At 49.4% G+C, this 16030-nt stretch carries 15 protein-coding genes; 5 read left to right on the top strand and 10 right to left on the bottom strand.

Annotated features, from left to right (window positions below; all coding sequences use genetic code 11):
* Positions 1–11 precede the first annotated feature (11 nt).
* Entirely contained in the window at positions 12–632 is a 621-nt protein-coding gene (locus BZG84_RS14440) for a thiopurine S-methyltransferase (RefSeq protein WP_077678386.1), read from the bottom strand.
* Positions 633–888: 256 nt separating this feature from the next.
* Between BZG84_RS14440 and BZG84_RS14435 the strand changes: the two genes are divergently transcribed.
* The gene (locus BZG84_RS14435; protein WP_077480599.1) at positions 889–1302 is read left to right on the top strand and encodes a hypothetical protein; all 414 of its coding nucleotides are present in this window, start codon (positions 889–891) and stop codon (positions 1300–1302) included.
* Positions 1303–1326: 24 nt separating this feature from the next.
* Here BZG84_RS14435 and BZG84_RS14430 read toward each other — a convergent pair whose 3' ends face one another.
* Together BZG84_RS14430 and BZG84_RS14425 are read right to left on the bottom strand one after the other, a co-directional pair.
* Positions 1327–1734 (bottom strand): hypothetical protein, encoded by a 408-nt coding sequence (locus tag BZG84_RS14430; protein ID WP_077480597.1) that lies wholly within the window; start codon positions 1732–1734, stop codon positions 1327–1329.
* Between the two features lie 300 nt (positions 1735–2034).
* Entirely contained in the window at positions 2035–2397 is a 363-nt protein-coding gene (locus BZG84_RS14425; RefSeq protein ID WP_077480595.1) for a MarR family transcriptional regulator, read from the bottom strand.
* A 316-nt stretch (positions 2398–2713) separates the two neighbouring features.
* On the opposite strand from BZG84_RS14425, the gene BZG84_RS14420 reads away from it, so the two are divergent.
* The gene (locus BZG84_RS14420) at positions 2714–3397 is read left to right on the top strand and encodes a DUF2982 domain-containing protein (protein ID WP_077678385.1); all 684 of its coding nucleotides are present in this window, start codon (positions 2714–2716) and stop codon (positions 3395–3397) included.
* A gap of 33 nt (positions 3398–3430) precedes the next feature.
* Here BZG84_RS14420 and BZG84_RS14415 read toward each other — a convergent pair whose 3' ends face one another.
* Positions 3431–4075, bottom strand: a complete 645-nt coding sequence (locus BZG84_RS14415) for an MBL fold metallo-hydrolase (protein ID WP_069587035.1) — start codon at positions 4073–4075, stop codon at positions 3431–3433.
* Positions 4076–4388: 313 nt separating this feature from the next.
* Between BZG84_RS14415 and BZG84_RS14410 the strand changes: the two genes are divergently transcribed.
* Complete coding sequence (locus BZG84_RS14410) at positions 4389–6122, top strand: GNAT family N-acyltransferase (RefSeq protein WP_077678384.1); 1734 nt, start codon at positions 4389–4391, stop codon at positions 6120–6122.
* A 91-nt stretch (positions 6123–6213) separates the two neighbouring features.
* Here the strand turns inward: BZG84_RS14410 and BZG84_RS14405 are convergent, their stop codons facing one another.
* From BZG84_RS14405 to BZG84_RS14385, 5 genes are all read right to left on the bottom strand, one after another.
* The gene (locus BZG84_RS14405) at positions 6214–7953 is read right to left on the bottom strand and encodes a L,D-transpeptidase family protein (protein ID WP_077678383.1); all 1740 of its coding nucleotides are present in this window, start codon (positions 7951–7953) and stop codon (positions 6214–6216) included.
* Positions 7954–8104: 151 nt separating this feature from the next.
* Positions 8105–9202, bottom strand: coding sequence for a DUF1513 domain-containing protein (locus BZG84_RS14400; RefSeq protein ID WP_077678382.1), 1098 nt, complete (start codon positions 9200–9202; stop codon positions 8105–8107).
* A complete protein-coding gene (locus BZG84_RS14395; protein ID WP_077678381.1) occupies positions 9192–10205 on the bottom strand; it encodes an imelysin family protein in 1014 nt (337 codons plus the stop codon). Before BZG84_RS14395 ends, BZG84_RS14400 begins: the two co-directional genes overlap by 11 nt.
* A gap of 36 nt (positions 10206–10241) precedes the next feature.
* Positions 10242–11639, bottom strand: coding sequence for a di-heme oxidoreductase family protein (locus BZG84_RS14390; RefSeq protein WP_077678380.1), 1398 nt, complete (start codon positions 11637–11639; stop codon positions 10242–10244).
* Positions 11640–11697: 58 nt separating this feature from the next.
* Positions 11698–12954, bottom strand: a complete 1257-nt coding sequence (locus BZG84_RS14385) for an imelysin family protein (RefSeq protein WP_077678379.1) — start codon at positions 12952–12954, stop codon at positions 11698–11700.
* A gap of 416 nt (positions 12955–13370) precedes the next feature.
* On the opposite strand from BZG84_RS14385, the gene BZG84_RS14380 reads away from it, so the two are divergent.
* Complete coding sequence (locus BZG84_RS14380; RefSeq protein WP_069587048.1) at positions 13371–13868, top strand: MarR family winged helix-turn-helix transcriptional regulator; 498 nt, start codon at positions 13371–13373, stop codon at positions 13866–13868.
* Positions 13869–14063: 195 nt separating this feature from the next.
* Here the strand turns inward: BZG84_RS14380 and BZG84_RS14375 are convergent, their stop codons facing one another.
* Positions 14064–14975, bottom strand: a complete 912-nt coding sequence (locus BZG84_RS14375) for an aldo/keto reductase (RefSeq protein WP_077480649.1) — start codon at positions 14973–14975, stop codon at positions 14064–14066.
* 213 nt (positions 14976–15188) lie between these two features.
* Between BZG84_RS14375 and BZG84_RS14370 the strand changes: the two genes are divergently transcribed.
* Positions 15189–15686: a GNAT family N-acetyltransferase gene (locus tag BZG84_RS14370; RefSeq protein ID WP_077678378.1), complete on the top strand. Its 498-nt coding sequence runs from the start codon at positions 15189–15191 to the stop codon at positions 15684–15686.
* Positions 15687–16030 lie beyond the last annotated feature (344 nt).

The raw sequence follows: 16030 nt of genomic DNA, 5'->3' as shown, positions 1-16030 counted from the left end.
CTTTTTCTTTATCATGATTTAGCGGCTTGAATCAGCCAGACTTGCTCCCCTCGATCACCACAGGGTTCGGTACAGGTATCGAGCAAGGTCACTTCCATCCCTTGATAGGCCTGCCTAACCAAGTGTTCATCCATGGAGAATGGCGGATGATCATCACTTTGCGGATAAAACAGAGTGATAAGCAACATGCGACCGCCTGGGGCCAGTAAGGAAGTGACGCGATCCACATACTGCTGACGCATCGATGGTGGCATTGCCACTAGCGCCGCCCGATCATAAATTAACGGTGCCGGCTGCAAACGCGCAGTGAAAAAGTCACCACTGATCAACTCTAACTCATCAAAGCAATAGTGCGTATGTCCAGAGGGCGCCGTATACACTTGCGGTGTGTAAAGGTTTTCAGAGAAAAAAGCGCGCACGGCGATATCACTAAGCTCTACCCCAACCACACGCTCGTGACGCTCGGCTAGCCAGTTCAGATCGATAGATTTACCACACAACGGAACCAGCACTTCCTCGTCCAAACGCGGGTTCAGTGCAGACCAATACGCCATCAACATGGGGTGTACGCTATCGCGATGAAAGCCAATTTGATTTTCGGCCCAACGTTGATGCCAAAACTCTTGCTCCATGCTCTCTCCGACTCTATTCAAAAGCCCTTGATTATATCTGAATTCCCTGACGATGCAGAGAGGTGGCCGGTCCCTGCCCCTACAAAACAGTGTCGTTTTGTTCACGAACGCTCCTTGTTCGACTATCACCTTTCCGATCACAACACGATAGAGATAACGATCCTGATCACAAATTAATCATCAGGCAACTTGCCAAAGTTCAGATTTAATAATACTGTTCATACATACAGTATTGATCATATATACAGGTATTAGCATGTACACGACATCATCACTTACCAATATTACGCCCGTACATCACGCAACCAATACCGCGCCGTTAACACACACCGCCACGTATGCGATGCAAGATGTACGACAAACTCATTGGCAAGCGATGATGCGAGCATTAGCGCTCAAGGCACGACAGCCCAAATGGATCACTGTCATCAATCCACCGCGTACATTTACGGCCAAACATCTTCAGCAATGGGGAATTCATCCTGATCAGGTGAGAGTGATCCGCAGCCGCAACGGTTATGATGACTGCGCACTCGTGGAAGGTGCTGTGAAAGCCAATACCTCTTGCGCTGTGTTGGCCTTTTCACCACAAGCCGAGCAAATCACTCACTATGAAACAGGTACACAGTGGGTGGCATTTGTAAATCCAGCCGTGTTGCACTGCCATTGAAGCAATCCGCTGAGACACTAAAGATTAGACAGCGGGAAAAGTGAGGCGTACCCACTCACGATTTTCGTTGCTGTATTCCAACAGTGCCCCCGTTTGGTCGCTAATCGCTTCCATTTGACGATACTCCAGCGCATAGGGCATCAAAATGGTCAGCTCGCGAATATTTTGTTGCTGAGCCAATTTAGCTAGGCGCACCAAGTTAACCGTATCTGTATTGCGAAATGATAGTACCTGTGCCGCTTGCTGATGCAAACGATCTTGGGCAGTCAATGCCTGTTGGGCGTGATGCTCAAGCACCGTATTAAATGCGGGCAACAAACTGCGAAATATATCAACGAACGTCCAGTTGGGCTGCTGTTCTTCACATAAAAAATGGGTGTAGTCGAAAACGACTTCAGTCGGTGTTTTCAGCTGGGTAGACAGCACTTCCATGGCTTTACCTCCAGACAAAGAAAGAAAACTGACGTCCCTCTACTATATGCAGTTTTAAACAGATGTCTGGAAGATCATACAGTATTTTGCGTCTGATCAAGCTTTAATCACGCGAATGCGTAATAATGACAAGATTTCTTAACAATAAAAGAACAATTCAATGAAAAATAACTGCATTATTCACGTTATTGCCACATGAAAATAAGAAAAGCGTATAAGGAAGGTAGGTGGAGTGAGTAACCCGCTTAAACGCTAATAGTATCGACGCCATCAGCAGCTTAAGCGGGCCAGCAAATGCGATTAACAGGCTTTGTAGATAACCTTGTTAGATGCCACTTGCACACGCTCCACAACACCCTCTTCGGTGAGTTTTTTCAGCGCGCCTGTCGCCCAAGAGGCGGCTTTGCTATCTTCTTGACCGGCAGCTAAACCGATGCCCTTCGGGTTAATCCCTTCTGGGTTGGCTTGTACAATATCAAGCACTTGCTGTTGCTTTGGCGTGAGTGACACTGACACGCTTGCAGCAGCTGCTGGCGCGACAGCAGGTGCAGGCTTCGCTGCGGCAACTGGCTGAGTTTTAACTGGACGCTGACGCGCTGGCGACGCTGCCTTTACACGCTTGTTCAGTTTGAATTGTACCTTACGCTTGTGAGAGATTTTCATTCAATCATCCTACTCCGATGCACTACGTTCAGAGCCTCTGAATGCAGCGGGTGAAAAACAAAGCGCGTTTTATACCAAATTTTGACGCTCTTTTGTAGGTAAGTGTGCCCGAGTACGCGTAAAGATCGTGATATTCCGCGACAAATGTTTACCAATCCAGTGTTTTTTAGGCAAACTAATCAGACACTTTCCACGTATACTGGTTAAAAGAAGAGACGTTTTCGACTCGAGACTTAGTGTCGCTAGTTGGCGAATCCACCCGCAAAGTGGAGCGCCGACATCGCCGATTTTTTACCCACAGGTTGCACGTAGGATCATGGACACGCTAAAAACGGTTAAAATCTATCCTCCGCAATTTGAAGCCGCACGATGGAGCATGCTCGCAGCCATGGCGGTTGCATTCGGGTTAGTGTGTTTTTTTCTGATCCAACCTACCTTGTCATTCGGCCAAGGCGTACTGGGATTAATCGCTATCATCGCCATTTTTTTCACCATCAATAAATTGCTACAACGCGTACAACTCTCCTTTTCCCTCTCTTTTATGCACCTGCAGCATCATAGTTTTCGTGGTGGTTGGGCATTGAAGTGGAAAAATATCGCAGCCATCGGTATTCCTCAGGTTTATCGGCAAGAAGGGATCAGTGAGCCTCTCCCTTGGGTGGGGATTAAAATCAAGCACTATGACGCTCTTCTCGAGGGGATCAGTCTGCGTATGGTCACACATATTATTATGACTCAGCGCGCGCTGTTAATTACCGCCTATCGCCGAGCCCCCAGTAAGCCCAGTAAACCACTTGAAGATATGATGTTTGACGATACGCCATATCGGGGAGAAAACGGTATCCTATACAAAGGACTGATGGCGATGCTCGCCAATCGCATGCGCTATACACGCGAGCTTCTTGGCTATGACATTTTCGTCAGTGAGGATTTATTGGATAGGCCGTTGGAGGATTTTGTGGGCGTGACGCGACGCTATCTCGCCGCTGCTCAAGATTGAACAGCGACGAGCGCAACTACCTATCGAACGGCGCTAAAACGCGCCGGTCAGGAAGGGGTTGGTTTGTCGCTCATGCCCTAACGTGGACGTCGGGCCATGACCCGGAATGAAAGTCACATCGTCCCCCACCGGCAATAAGGTGTTTTTGATGGCATTGATCAAGGTTGCATGATCCCCTTTAGGAAAATCAGTACGACCAATCCCGCCATTGAATAGCACATCGCCAACCCACGCTGTACGGCCTTGCTCGTCCACAAAAACGATATGACCTGGCGTGTGGCCCGGAGTAAATAATACCGATAATTGTCCTTCTCCAACCGTCACCGTATCGCCTTGTTCCAGCCATTGGTCCGGCTCAAACGGCTCGGCGTGCGCAAAGCCAAACATCTGCGCCTGTGCAGGCAAGGCTTGCAGCCAAAATGCATCTTCTTTATGCGGCCCAATCACTGGAATATCTAACGCTTTGGCAAGCTCAACCGTTCCACCCACATGATCAAGGTGACCGTGGGTTAGCAAAATTTTCGTTACTGTAACGTCAAGTGCATGAATCATTTGGCGCACTTTCGCAATATCACCACCCGGATCGACAACGGCGGCTTGCTTGGTTTTATCACACCAAATGATGGAGCAATTTTGTTGAAATGCCGTAACAGGCACAATCTCGTAATGCAACGCCATGAGAGATCCCTTTTATTCGCGAGGCCGTGTCACACACAACCGTCTCTGTCTACGCTAATGAATATGGACCTCACTATGCCACGCTGTCATGAGTTTGCAACTGTGCTGCCAAGCCGTTGTCACCTTTCCTACCTAGCATTGATGCCTATACGGTTATGGTGACCCCCACCAACCATAGATAGCGGCTATTTTGTGATCTTTACCGCGTTATGTGCGATGAGTTCGCACTAAAGACTGTGAGGATGTAAGCAAATGTCGTTTTTAACGTCTAACCAAACAGTGCATAAGCACGGTTTTGGACGCAAGGTTGACTATGTTTGATGTTGATAAGGTATTAGCTTCGAATTACCCCAAACTTGAGCAACGCGCGTGGCTTAAACGCCCCATGATTAAAACGTTGCGACGACTGTTACACGAGCAGGAGTTCCACGATTTCGCCCACCGTTACCCTCACCTACAAGGGTTTGAGTTTGTCGAGCAGGTACTGGATTACTTTAATTTCAGCTATCGCGTCAGTGATCGCGAAAAAGAGCGCATTCCTGAATCTGGACGCGTAGTCATTATCGCCAATCATCCGATTGGGTCGTTAGACGGCTTAGCACTGCTAAAAATGGTGCGTTCAGTACGTCCTGATGTGAAAGTGATCGCGAACGAGCTTCTTATGCAAATTACTCCTTTGCATTCGTGTCTGCTCCCCGTCAATAACATGGGCGGACGCACCCCAAAAGAAAACCTCCAAAACATCAATCAATGGCTCGATCACGACGGCGCGTTAATTATCTTCCCTGCCGGAGAAGTGTCACGCGTCGCGCCTTCTGGCATTAAAGATGGTCCATGGCAACAAGGCTTTTTACGGATGGCGACCAAAGCCAAGGCTCCAATCCTTCCTATTCATGTTGATGGACGAAACTCTGCCACCTTTTATGGCGCGTCCATGGTATATAAACCCTTGTCGACCTTACTCTTGGTAGAGGAAATGTTCCGCCAAGAGAATAAAACCATCGTCTTTACCATTGGTGAAATGATCCCACACCATAGCTACAGCGCTAGTGCTAACCTCCCGGTGAGAACGAGAGTTAAGCTATTTCACAAACACCTCTACCGATTGGGAAAAGGTAAGCCCGGTTTATTCCCCACCGAAGCTGCAATTGCCGCTCCTGAACCGCGGTTAGATCTCAAGCGTGCGCTAGAAACCAGTGAAAAACTGGGTGAAACTCCCGACGGTAAGCTGATCTTTCTCATAGACTATCAAGCCGACTCACCCATCATGCGAGAAATTGGGCGTTTACGCGAAGTCGCCTTTCGCGCGGTTGGAGAAGGGACGGGAGCTCGACGCGATCTTGATAAATTCGATCAGCATTATTGGCACCTTGTACTCTGGGATCCGGTCGAGCTGGATATTGTCGGTGCTTATCGGCTGTGTGATACCCAAAAAACCTTGGCAGCTCAAGGAATAGAGGGGATCTACAGTGCTAGTTTGTTCGACTTTGAGCAAGGTATGCAGCCCTTTCTTGCACAGGGATTGGAACTCGGTCGCAGCTTTGTGCAGCCTAAGTATTGGGGCAAGCGCAGTCTCGACTATCTATGGCTTGGTATTGGTGCCCTGTTAGCCCAGCGTCCTCAGTATCGGTATTTATTTGGCCCAGTGACTATCAGCAACGCCATGCCACAAGCGGCCAAAGAGTTGCTGATCTTTTTCTACCGCACCTATTTTGCCGGTGACAGTGATTACGCACGCTCTAAGCGCCCCTACCGTTTGGCAGCTGCGAAAGAGAGTGAATTACTTGCCCATTTTAGTGGCGATGATTATCAGCGTGATCTCAAACAGCTCAAAATGCTGTTGGATCACCTTGGCGTCGGGATCCCAACTTTGTACAAGCAGTACAGTGAGTTATGCGAGCCTGGCGGCGTACAGTTTTTAGATTTCGGCGTCGATCCGGACTTTGCCGACTGTATTGATGGTTTGGTCCTCGTTGATTTAACCAAGCTTAAAGCCAAACGCTATCAGCGCTATATCGCCCCTCATTTGGCCCATCAAACCGAATAGACCTCAGCGTTTTGCAGCGGCGCGACACCCTCGTGCCGCTTAGCCTCAGTCATCTATATAGAGACCGCGCGCTTCTGGATGTTTATTAGGACTATTGAGTATGTTCGTTTTGTTGCAGCGGTCGCTGCTGGGTTAAATAACTCGGCTCCCGCGTCGTGACATCACGATTAGGTTTGGTGTCATAGGCGTAAACATCATCTCGAAATGCAACGCGCCCGTCTTCCGTCACCCATGCCGTTTGATATATGGTTTGTACGGCGAGTGGACGACGCAAACTGATCCACTTGGTTTGCGTCGCATCCAGATAGGTTTGATAGTCGGTCAAACGTTGCCCTGACAAATCGAGCAGTACATTGGCCAGCTCCTCGGCATATTCTACGCGAATACAGCCGGAGCTAAACGCGCGGCGTGATTTACTGAACAAGCTACGTGCCGGTGTATCGTGTAGATAAATCGCATTGCGATTAGGGGTGTTAAATTTAAATCGTCCTAAGGCGTTTAGCTTGCCCGGCGCTTGCTGCAGGCGGTAAGGAAAACCATCAACCCGCACTTGCTGCCAGTCAATGGTGGTCGGATCGATGCTTTGATCGCTGTGCCAATCAGGCAGAATTCGATAATGATTTTGGCTGAGGTAAGACTCATCACGCGCTAGTTTTGGCAAAATGTCCCGTCGCACGATGCTTTGTGGCACGTTCCAGCTGGGGTTAAGCACCACCGAATCAAGCCGAGAAGAAAATAACGGTGTACGTCGCGATGTGCGTCCGACCACGACCTTACTTTCAAATACACTTTGGTCATCAAACCATAATGTCATCCGATAATCGGGAATATTGACCACAATACGATTCGGCTGATCATCGGGCCATAGACGAAGCCGCTCAGCGTTGAGCGCAAGCAATCGAATGCGGTCTTGCGCATCACGGTTTAGCCACTTTGCCGTCGATGGGCCAATAATGCCATCCACCGTCAGTCCATGTTGCGCTTGGAATTCGCGTACGGCCGCCAACAAATCTCCGCCAAAACGAACGCTGTGCCCATCAATCGCTTGTAGCCGTTGATCTTCCCCCCAAAACCCTTGTCGCCGCAGATTCTCAACCAAATTCAACGCAAAGGTTGTCGCAACCGCCTCATTGGGTCTGACTAATCCGTTCAATGCCACCGTTGGCCACAGTTGGTTCGCATCTTGTTGTAGCCGGATAATTTCGGTCACTAACGCGCGATATTGCTGATTAGCCGGGCGGCGATGGTATAAAAAGGCGTACAGCGTATGGTCTAACCCAGCCTGAAATACCTGTTCCCGCATGGGCAAAGCAGGCGCTGGAAGTGGCGCGCGATGTTGAGCGCCAAAAAACCATTGTTTTCCTTTCTGGGGAATAGCGGCCTGATAGCTGAGTAAGGCATAAAGGGTATCGGTCGCAAACACGTCGTAAGCCAAATCTTGGCCTTGCTCACGAAGCTGGCGTAATTGCCATGCTCGCCATTCAAACTCGGGGCTGATCCCAGCAAGTGAAATGACGTTAACTTGTGTTTCGAGTTCATAGCGCGCATCGTCTCGCTCCCACAGCAAAACGAATCCATGTTCCAGATAGTCACGCGTGAGTAGGTCAGGATAGGCAAGCACAGTGGCATCCGGCGCGGCCGCTTGCAGCCAATCTCGGGCATGCTGATAGGCGCGTTGATGATGCTCATCGGCAGACAAAGACTGTCCGGCTGATTCGGTCAAAAACCGCACACTGCCACTGCTGTTAGGCGATGCCGCATGGACAGGCGATAAGATTAAGCTGAATACAATCAGAAGGTTAGCCAAATAGGCGTCCGGCCTTATTTTCATACACACCTCCTACTCCATGCTTTAATTATGGCAAAATTTCGCCTGACAGAAGCAAAATGATAGTCTGATTTTGATCGCTTTGCGGCAGGAATATGGCACAAAAAACGGCAGCAAAACGATGCTGCCGATATTTGATTTTACCCGAGCAAGATTACACCAGTGTTATCCAGTGGTTATCCCAACGCACCGGTGTCATGTGATAATCCGGCGTGTGTGCGGTATTCAGCGTGACCATTTTTCCTCCTCCAGAGCTGAGGTTGATCACATCGCCATCGCGACTCGCCCCGGACGCATCGACCAACGGGTGAAGACTGATCATCTCGCCACTGTCGAGTGACCAGATCCCATAACAATTTCCTCGCGGAGAGGTCGCCACAATCCAACCATTTAAGGTCGCAATACTGGCAACATAATTGTTAAATCGCGCCCACTGCTCTGGTTCTGCAGTGAGCTGTCGCATGGGCTCGCCGCGACGATGAATCGCGACCAAAGGCGCATTATCATCGCCGTGATACTGTTGGCCGGTGGCCACATAACCATCATGAGACACCATAAGATGGCGAATACTGAGCTTTTTATTCGCCAACTCGGCACGCTCAACGACTTCACCACTGGCAATGTCGAGATAGACTAACGCGGGCTGCATTTCATTGATGTTCAATACCGTACGGCCATCTGTGTGCATACCGCCCACACCCACCACCAGCGTTTGCGCATCGTACAAAGCGATTTCATGGGGCCCAATACCAAAACCACTGATCTCACGCACCTTGCTCACTTGACCGTCGGGTGACAAGCGATACACACCGATCACGCCTTCACTAGTTTGGCGTTTTCCTTCTGTGGTATACAACCATTGGCCATCGTCAGAAATAGCACCGTGGCCATAGAAATAACGATCCGGCTCGGCATCAACTTGTGACAACGTCACTCCACGTTGATAATCAAAAACCTGCATGAAATCACCGGGACGACGCGCAAACGCCACGGCCAAACTGCCTATGTGACGACGCTGGGCTGCGACACCATGACCACGATCTGGTAACGGCAGACGAAACAGCGGCTGGCCGGTATCATCAGCGCCCACCACCGCGTAAGAGCCATCCGTGCTCAAGGCACAGCCCAGCAAGGTGCAGGCCTTTTGCGATTCTTTTTCGCTACAGCCTGCCACTAAGCTCACGACGGAAGGAAGCGCCGCGCCCATTAAGGCCGCTTTAAGCAAACGGCGACGTTTAAGACTAGTCTCCATCGGTGGCATTAAACCCTACAACGATACCCAAATCTTGCGCGACCTGCCCATTTAGCACTAACTTGAGGTATTCCAAGTTATTGTACACCGTGAGCATATCGCGATACCCGTCAACGCTATTAAGGCGCTCAAACAGTGGCACCCCGTCCGTCGGCACACTGTCATAGGCAAGCTGCCAATGCTCGCTAACCCGATCTGCGATCTTTTCAAAACCACGCTCGCGCAGTGCCTGCTCAATACCACCATCAGCATGATACATCGCCTGCATCGCTTTAATACTCTCTCCCAATAGCGCTAACGAATGGCGAGAACGCCATGCTTCGCCTTGGTACGGGTTGGGAAAACCCGGCTTACCCAATGGGTTTGAAAGCTTCTTCATTACGTAATCTAACTGGTGGTTCAATGCACCAAGTTTTTCCGCCATCGCCATCGATGGGGGCATGCCCTGCCACGGATTTTGCTGCCAAGCCTCATTCAAGGCACTGGCAGTTTGCGATAATCGGCCACTCACCGCTTTCGCGAGCTGACATTGTTTGGCATCACGCATGTCCGCTTGGGCGTCATAAAGCAGCCATTCCATTGCACCAACACCTTGGACCGCGACGCTTTGCTCGGCCAAGTCATTCGCTTGCCATGTTTTATCGGTAGCAAGCAACGCATTGATTTTACGTCCGGTGGTGTTTTTCTTGTCCGGATAGAATTGGATGCGCCAACTTTGTGCGAGCGCTTGCTCCGAGCCCTTTTCTACCCCTTGTAGCGGCATCCATGCCGCCATTGTGGTTTGCCATGCCGCACGAGCCTCTGCCACAGTCGCGCGATCATCACATACCGCTGCTGTGGTTGAGGCAAGTTGCGCTGCCGTTTGTTTAAAATGCTCACTACGTTGTTTTTGCAGCTGCCACAAGCCATGATTAGGCCCTGTCTCAGTTTGGGATAAACATCCCGTTAGCCATAGCGTGGCGCTCACAGAGAGCACCGCCACAGCATTGAGTCGAAAACGCATGCGATATGACTCCAATAATCGTGTTAGTTAATACCGTTATAATGAGCGTAAGAAAGCAACCAAGGCATCACGCTCTGTTTTAGACATGCCTAGTACTGCCTGTTTGGCTGTCGCGGCTTCACCATCATGCCATAAAATCGCTTCCATCAGGGTGCGCGCGCGTCCATCATGAAGGTATGTTGCTTCTGGGCTGACTTCTTTGGTATAGCCAATTCCCCAAAGCGGGGCAGTACGCCACTCTCGGCCGTTGGCAATAAACTCGCCGCGGTGGTCAGCAAGCCCCTCTCCCATGTCATGCAACAGCAAATCCGTATACGGATGAATGGTCTGCTCGCTCAATGCCGGTAAGTCAGGCCGCTTTTGGGTGGTAAAAGTCGGGACATGACATGCATGGCAGCCCGCGTCAACGAACAGCGCCTGTCCTTGTTTTACACTAGGATCTTGCATATTACGGCGCGCTGGCACGGCAAGATGGCGGGCATAAAAGGTAACAAACGAGAGAATATTGTCACTTACCTCCGGCGTTCCTCCATTTGGCATATCTTCACAAACGGATTGCGAAGGCATGCAATTGTGATGCGGGAACATGGAGGTCGTGAGGCCGACATCACCGTTAAAGGCCGCTGCATTTTGTTGTTTAACGGTTGGCAAACCGGCTTTCCAGCCAAAACGACCCAATGCGGTACGCCCTTGTTCGACGTCCCAGACTTGGTTTGCCCGTCCCGAAATCCCATCGCCATTATCATCACTGGGATCGGCCAGCGCGTAGATATCCTCTGCGGCAATCGACTCAAGCAGTCCCAGTCCAATCATGGGCGGCGCAATGCGTGCAGACATCTGCACATTCTCAGCCATAGGACCGTAGTTTAAATCGGTGATCGCAATGTTAGGCTTGCGCAGTGTCACCGATTCTCCGTCTTCGAATGTGACCGTTACTGGCTGGTAAGAGAGTGTCACTTTTCCTTCTGGTTTGGCGCCCGGCAGCGCGAAGTCTTGTAACTGGCCACCGTAATTTGGCTCGGGAATATTGCCGTACTGGATCAGCTTTTGTTTTTCCGCGTCACTCAACGCCGGTACGCTTAGCCGCACTAACATCGAAACCGCGTTAATATCCCCCGCTTGGGGCGGATGACCACGACCATCTTTAATGTGACAGTTTTGGCAACCATTGGTATTGAATAAAGGTCCCAGCCCATCGCGCGCATCCGTCGATGCTGGCGAACTTACCCAAGGGTTACGAAAAAAACTGTTGCCGACGCTAAAATCGATGCGCTCACTCATCGGAAGGTTAGCGGCTGGCTGTGAAAAGGCATTCTGCCCTTCTTTGATAACAGTGGTACTGCCGCCAGAGGTGCGTTCAAATGCAAGGCTGGAAGGAAGGTACAACGCGCTTATACACGCTGCACTGAGGTAAGCAATGACATAGGGCTTCATAGTGTATCCTGACAAAGCAAAAAGCCCCGCTGAACGGGGCTTGTCTTTCGCGGCTAAATTAGAATTGGTGGTCCGCGGTATCTGGGTTGAGGTTATCAATACCAATCAGTTTGGCGGCACGTTCAATGTGCTTGGTTTGATCAACCAGTGCAAAAATCGATTGATTAACTAACGCGTTACCCTCTGTGTTGCCTGCGGCAATCAACTGATCAAAATGCACGTTGTTTTGCTCAGCCGACACAACCAAGGTTTTGACTTGTTGGTGCGCTTTATCAAAGCTCGCTTTGATCTCTTTTGCCGCTTCTGGGTCTTTTTCAGCAACCAGATCCAAAATCGAAGGGCCAGTCAGCTCACTACCATCCACACGCTGATAGGAGCCTGTCAGAACGTTGTAAATACCTTGCTCGTTGTAAAAGTGCGAGTTGTGTGTGTTGTCTGAGAAGCAATCATGTTCATCTTCAGTTGAGTTCGCTTCCAGTGCCACTTTCATACGCTCACCGGCAAGCTCACCCAAAGACAGTGATCCCATACCAAACAGCATTTTGCGCAAGCCATTTTCGCTCGAGTCCGCCAGTAAGGTCGCTCGGTAGTTATCTTTGTTTCCTTCCGCCCATTGGTCGCGCATCCACGCCAAATCATCGACCAACAGATCGGCCGCCGCTTTCAGATAGTCACGACGACGGTCGCAGTTACCATGCGTACATGCTTCACCATAGGCAAAGTCGGTGTAAGGACGCTCACCTGCTCCCGCTTGGGTGCCATGTAAATCTTGCCCCCACAGCAAAAACTCTATCGCGTGATATCCAGAGGCGACATTAGCTTCTGACCCACCCACTTCATTCAAACTTGCTAGCAAGTCAGGCGTAATATCAGCAACGTCGAGCTTAGTGGCACCAATTTGAATGGACTGGTTAGCAATAATATTGGCCGTCGCGCCCGCATTACCTAATTCCGCTTGATATCCATCAGCAACATAATCAATCAGACCTTCATCGAGTGGCCAAGCATTGAGTTGCCCTTCCCAATCGTCGACAATAGCGTTACCAAAACGGAAAACTTCCGATTGTTGGTAAGGTACACGCGCATCGAGCCATGCTTTTTTTGCTGCTTGAAGAGTTTGTTCAGAAGGTTTAGCAACAAACGTATCGATGGCCTGCTCTAACGCGATAGCTGTTGTGTATGAATCAGCAAATACCGCATGAGCAACGTCAGCGTAATGTTCAACAACGTCCTGCTGGGTCGCTGCCTGTGCACCTAAAGGTGCCGCAAAAAGGGAAAGCGCGATAAGATTACGCTTAAAAGGGGTCAGTTCCATAATACCTTTATCCTTCGCTAGTGAGATTCAAATGGTTATGAGAACCATTCTCTTTTATTGGCAAGCGATTTTAAGCAATGTGTAACTGAATGCAACAAGCAATTTGCGTTATTTCTCTTTATGTGATCGACCCATTATGCTTAGTGTTGAATACAACGAGTTGCAACGCTGATCGGACCTGTTTGGCAGGAAAGTTTGTGACAAAGTAGTGCTTTTTGCACTGTGTCACTGAAAGAGCTAAAAATAACAATAAATTAGATTTAATTTGAACTCTAACGATTATAATATACTGAAAGACGGCGAGTTATTTCGCAGAGAAAAAAACCGTAAATCATCGTTTTTTCTCTAAATATCTTTGCACTACATCTGCTTGTATTGTAAGTTTCGCTCGCTGTTTTACTGGTGGAGGTTAATGAATGGAAAAACACGAAGAAGTCCTGGTCGCGCTGCGGCAAATCATCCGAGCGATTGACCTGCACTCACGCAAACTCAACAAAGTCTCTGGTATTACTGGCCCTCAGCTGGTTTTAATGCGTGCTATCAAAGAATTAGGTCAGGTGACCATTCGAAAACTATCCACGCACACCAACATGAGCCAAGCCACTGCAACTACGATCCTTGATCGCTTAGAAAAGCGCGGATTGATTGTACGCGTGCGCAGTGAACTGGATAAGCGTAAAGTCCACGCGCATTTAACCGAGCAAGGTGAAGCGGCACTCGAGCAAGCCCCGAAACCTTTGCAAGAAAGCTTTATTTCTCGCTTCCAAAACTTGGAAGAATGGGAACAGTCGTTATTGCTCTCATCGGTCCAGCGTGTGTCATCAATGATGAATGCTGACGATATTGACGCCGCCCCACTGCTTGAGGTATCTGCGCTCACGTCACACAACGCGCAACTTCAAGCTAAAAAATAGTCACGACCCGGCAGGTAACAGGACGTCTCCACCGGGCAACCTGCCAGTTATGGCGTTACGAAAGCAAAGGATCATCGCTCTCGTCGCCATTCATGCATTCCACACCATCGCTGGTTTCATTCATTACAGTGATAAAAAAAGACGGCATCATGGCCGCCTTATTTTACTGTTCTATTAGGTTATTGCCCGCTGCGCCTAAGGCACATTATGCCCTTTTGAGGCAACCCAAATGCGATACCATTGTTCACGACTCAGAGTTAATGAGCGCGCATTAATCGCTGACTTCACGCGTTCAATATTCCCCGAACCAATAATCGGCAACGGCTCTGATGGTAAACGCATAACCCACGCGTAAATCACTTGGTCGATGGTCGCATCCAGCTCATCCGCAATCGCTTGTAAGGTTTCTCTTACTCGCTTAGCCTGCGCACTATCACCATTAAAAAGCTCCCCGCCCGCGAGACAAGACCACGCCATCGGCTTAATCCGCAAACGTTGCAACTGATCGAGCGTACCGTCATGAATCACGTCAAAACGCAGTGGGTTGATTTCGACTTGGTTGGTCACTAACGATTCATCGAGTCGCGATTGTAGAAGCTCAAACTGCGATGGAGAAAAGTTCGACACCCCTAAGTGTTTCACTTTGCCATGATGACGCAGTGTGGTGAAGGCTTCTGCCACTTCATCTGCGTCCATCAACGCATCCGGGCGATGCAGTAAGAGTACATCTAAACGCTCAACGCCTAAACGCGATAATGAGTTATCAACAGACTGAATAATGTGACGATAACTGGTGTCGTAGTGATTAATCTTGCGCGTTGGCGCCGCTTCACTGACCAGCTTAATATCACACTTCGAGACCACTTGAATTTTCTGACGAACGCTCGGTTCAAGCTTGATCGCCTGCCCAAACAAGGATTCACAGCGATAGTCACCGTAAATATCCGCGTGATCCACCGTAGTAATGCCAAGGTCAATATGCGCTTTAAGAAAGCTAAGGCGTTGTTGTGGCGTCATTTGCCAGTCATCAAGGCGCCAATAGCCCTGAACCAAAGGCGAAAAATACGGACCGACGGGAGAAATAGAAGTTGCAGTTAACTCAGACAAAACACGTCCTTAATGTCGAGGAGTGAGAATTTCATGCTAATCCGAACCGGACAAATCTACAATCTTTTCTCGTCTTAATCCCCGACGTAGTCACTTAAGTGGTCGACAGTGTTCATTCCTCACCCCAAAATTGATCAAACTATCACCAACCCTTGGCAAGCGGAAAGAAGGTCGGTATCTTGTTTGACGCAAAAAAGCAAAAAGGAAGAGAAAATGCTTATTCGACGCATGGAATTGCGGGATTGTGACGCGATCAACACCATTTATAACTATTACATTTCGCAAACCGCGATTACCTTTGATCTGGTGCCTTGGCAGACGGACGAGCGTGAGCGCTGGTTTGCTCAGTTTGACACGTCATCTCACTATCAGGCATGGGTCGCGGAGCAAAACAACAAACTTGTCGGTTTTGCATACAACACCGCCTTTAATCCCAAACAAGCCTATCTTATTTCCTCAGAAATCACGATTTATGTCGCTCACGATGCAGGTGGCCAAGGCATTGGCTCGCAACTGATGCAAACGCTACTCAATGGCATGCGTCAACAAGGCCTGCGCCGCGCCTACTCTTTGATCACTTTGCCTAACCCTGCGTCGTTGGCGCTACATCGCCGCTATGGCTTTCAACAAGTGGGTCAGCTCAGTGATGTGGGTGAAAAGTTTGGAAGACTACACAGTGTCGCCATGCTGGAATGTGACCTCACCCGTTAAGTGATTTTCTTCATCGAATAAGCCTCTCCCACCTTGTCGCAGCAAGGTGTCTTTTTACGCCGGGATCTAGGGAATCCCCTCATAAATATCTTTTGAAACAATGAGGTAGACACGCATCACTCCCTCTGATCTAATGAATTTCGCCAAAAACACACTCGATACAGACAGATTCAATAGCGATGCTAACGATGCGTGATGACCAAATCCTACTACAAACACTGTCAAAACAGTGCCCCAACATTCACAAAAAACGGCTTATTTCTCTTACTCTTGCTACTAAAACCTTGCTCGACGGCGCTGATTTAACCCTCACCAAGCTTGGGCGCGCACTTGAGACACAAACC

Source organism: Salinivibrio sp. PR932 (assembly GCF_001996125.1).
In the GTDB taxonomy this organism is placed as follows: Bacteria; Pseudomonadota; Gammaproteobacteria; order Enterobacterales; family Vibrionaceae; genus Salinivibrio; species Salinivibrio proteolyticus.
Note: the sequence above shows the minus strand (reverse complement) of the source record. Positions and strands in the feature narration are given on the sequence as shown.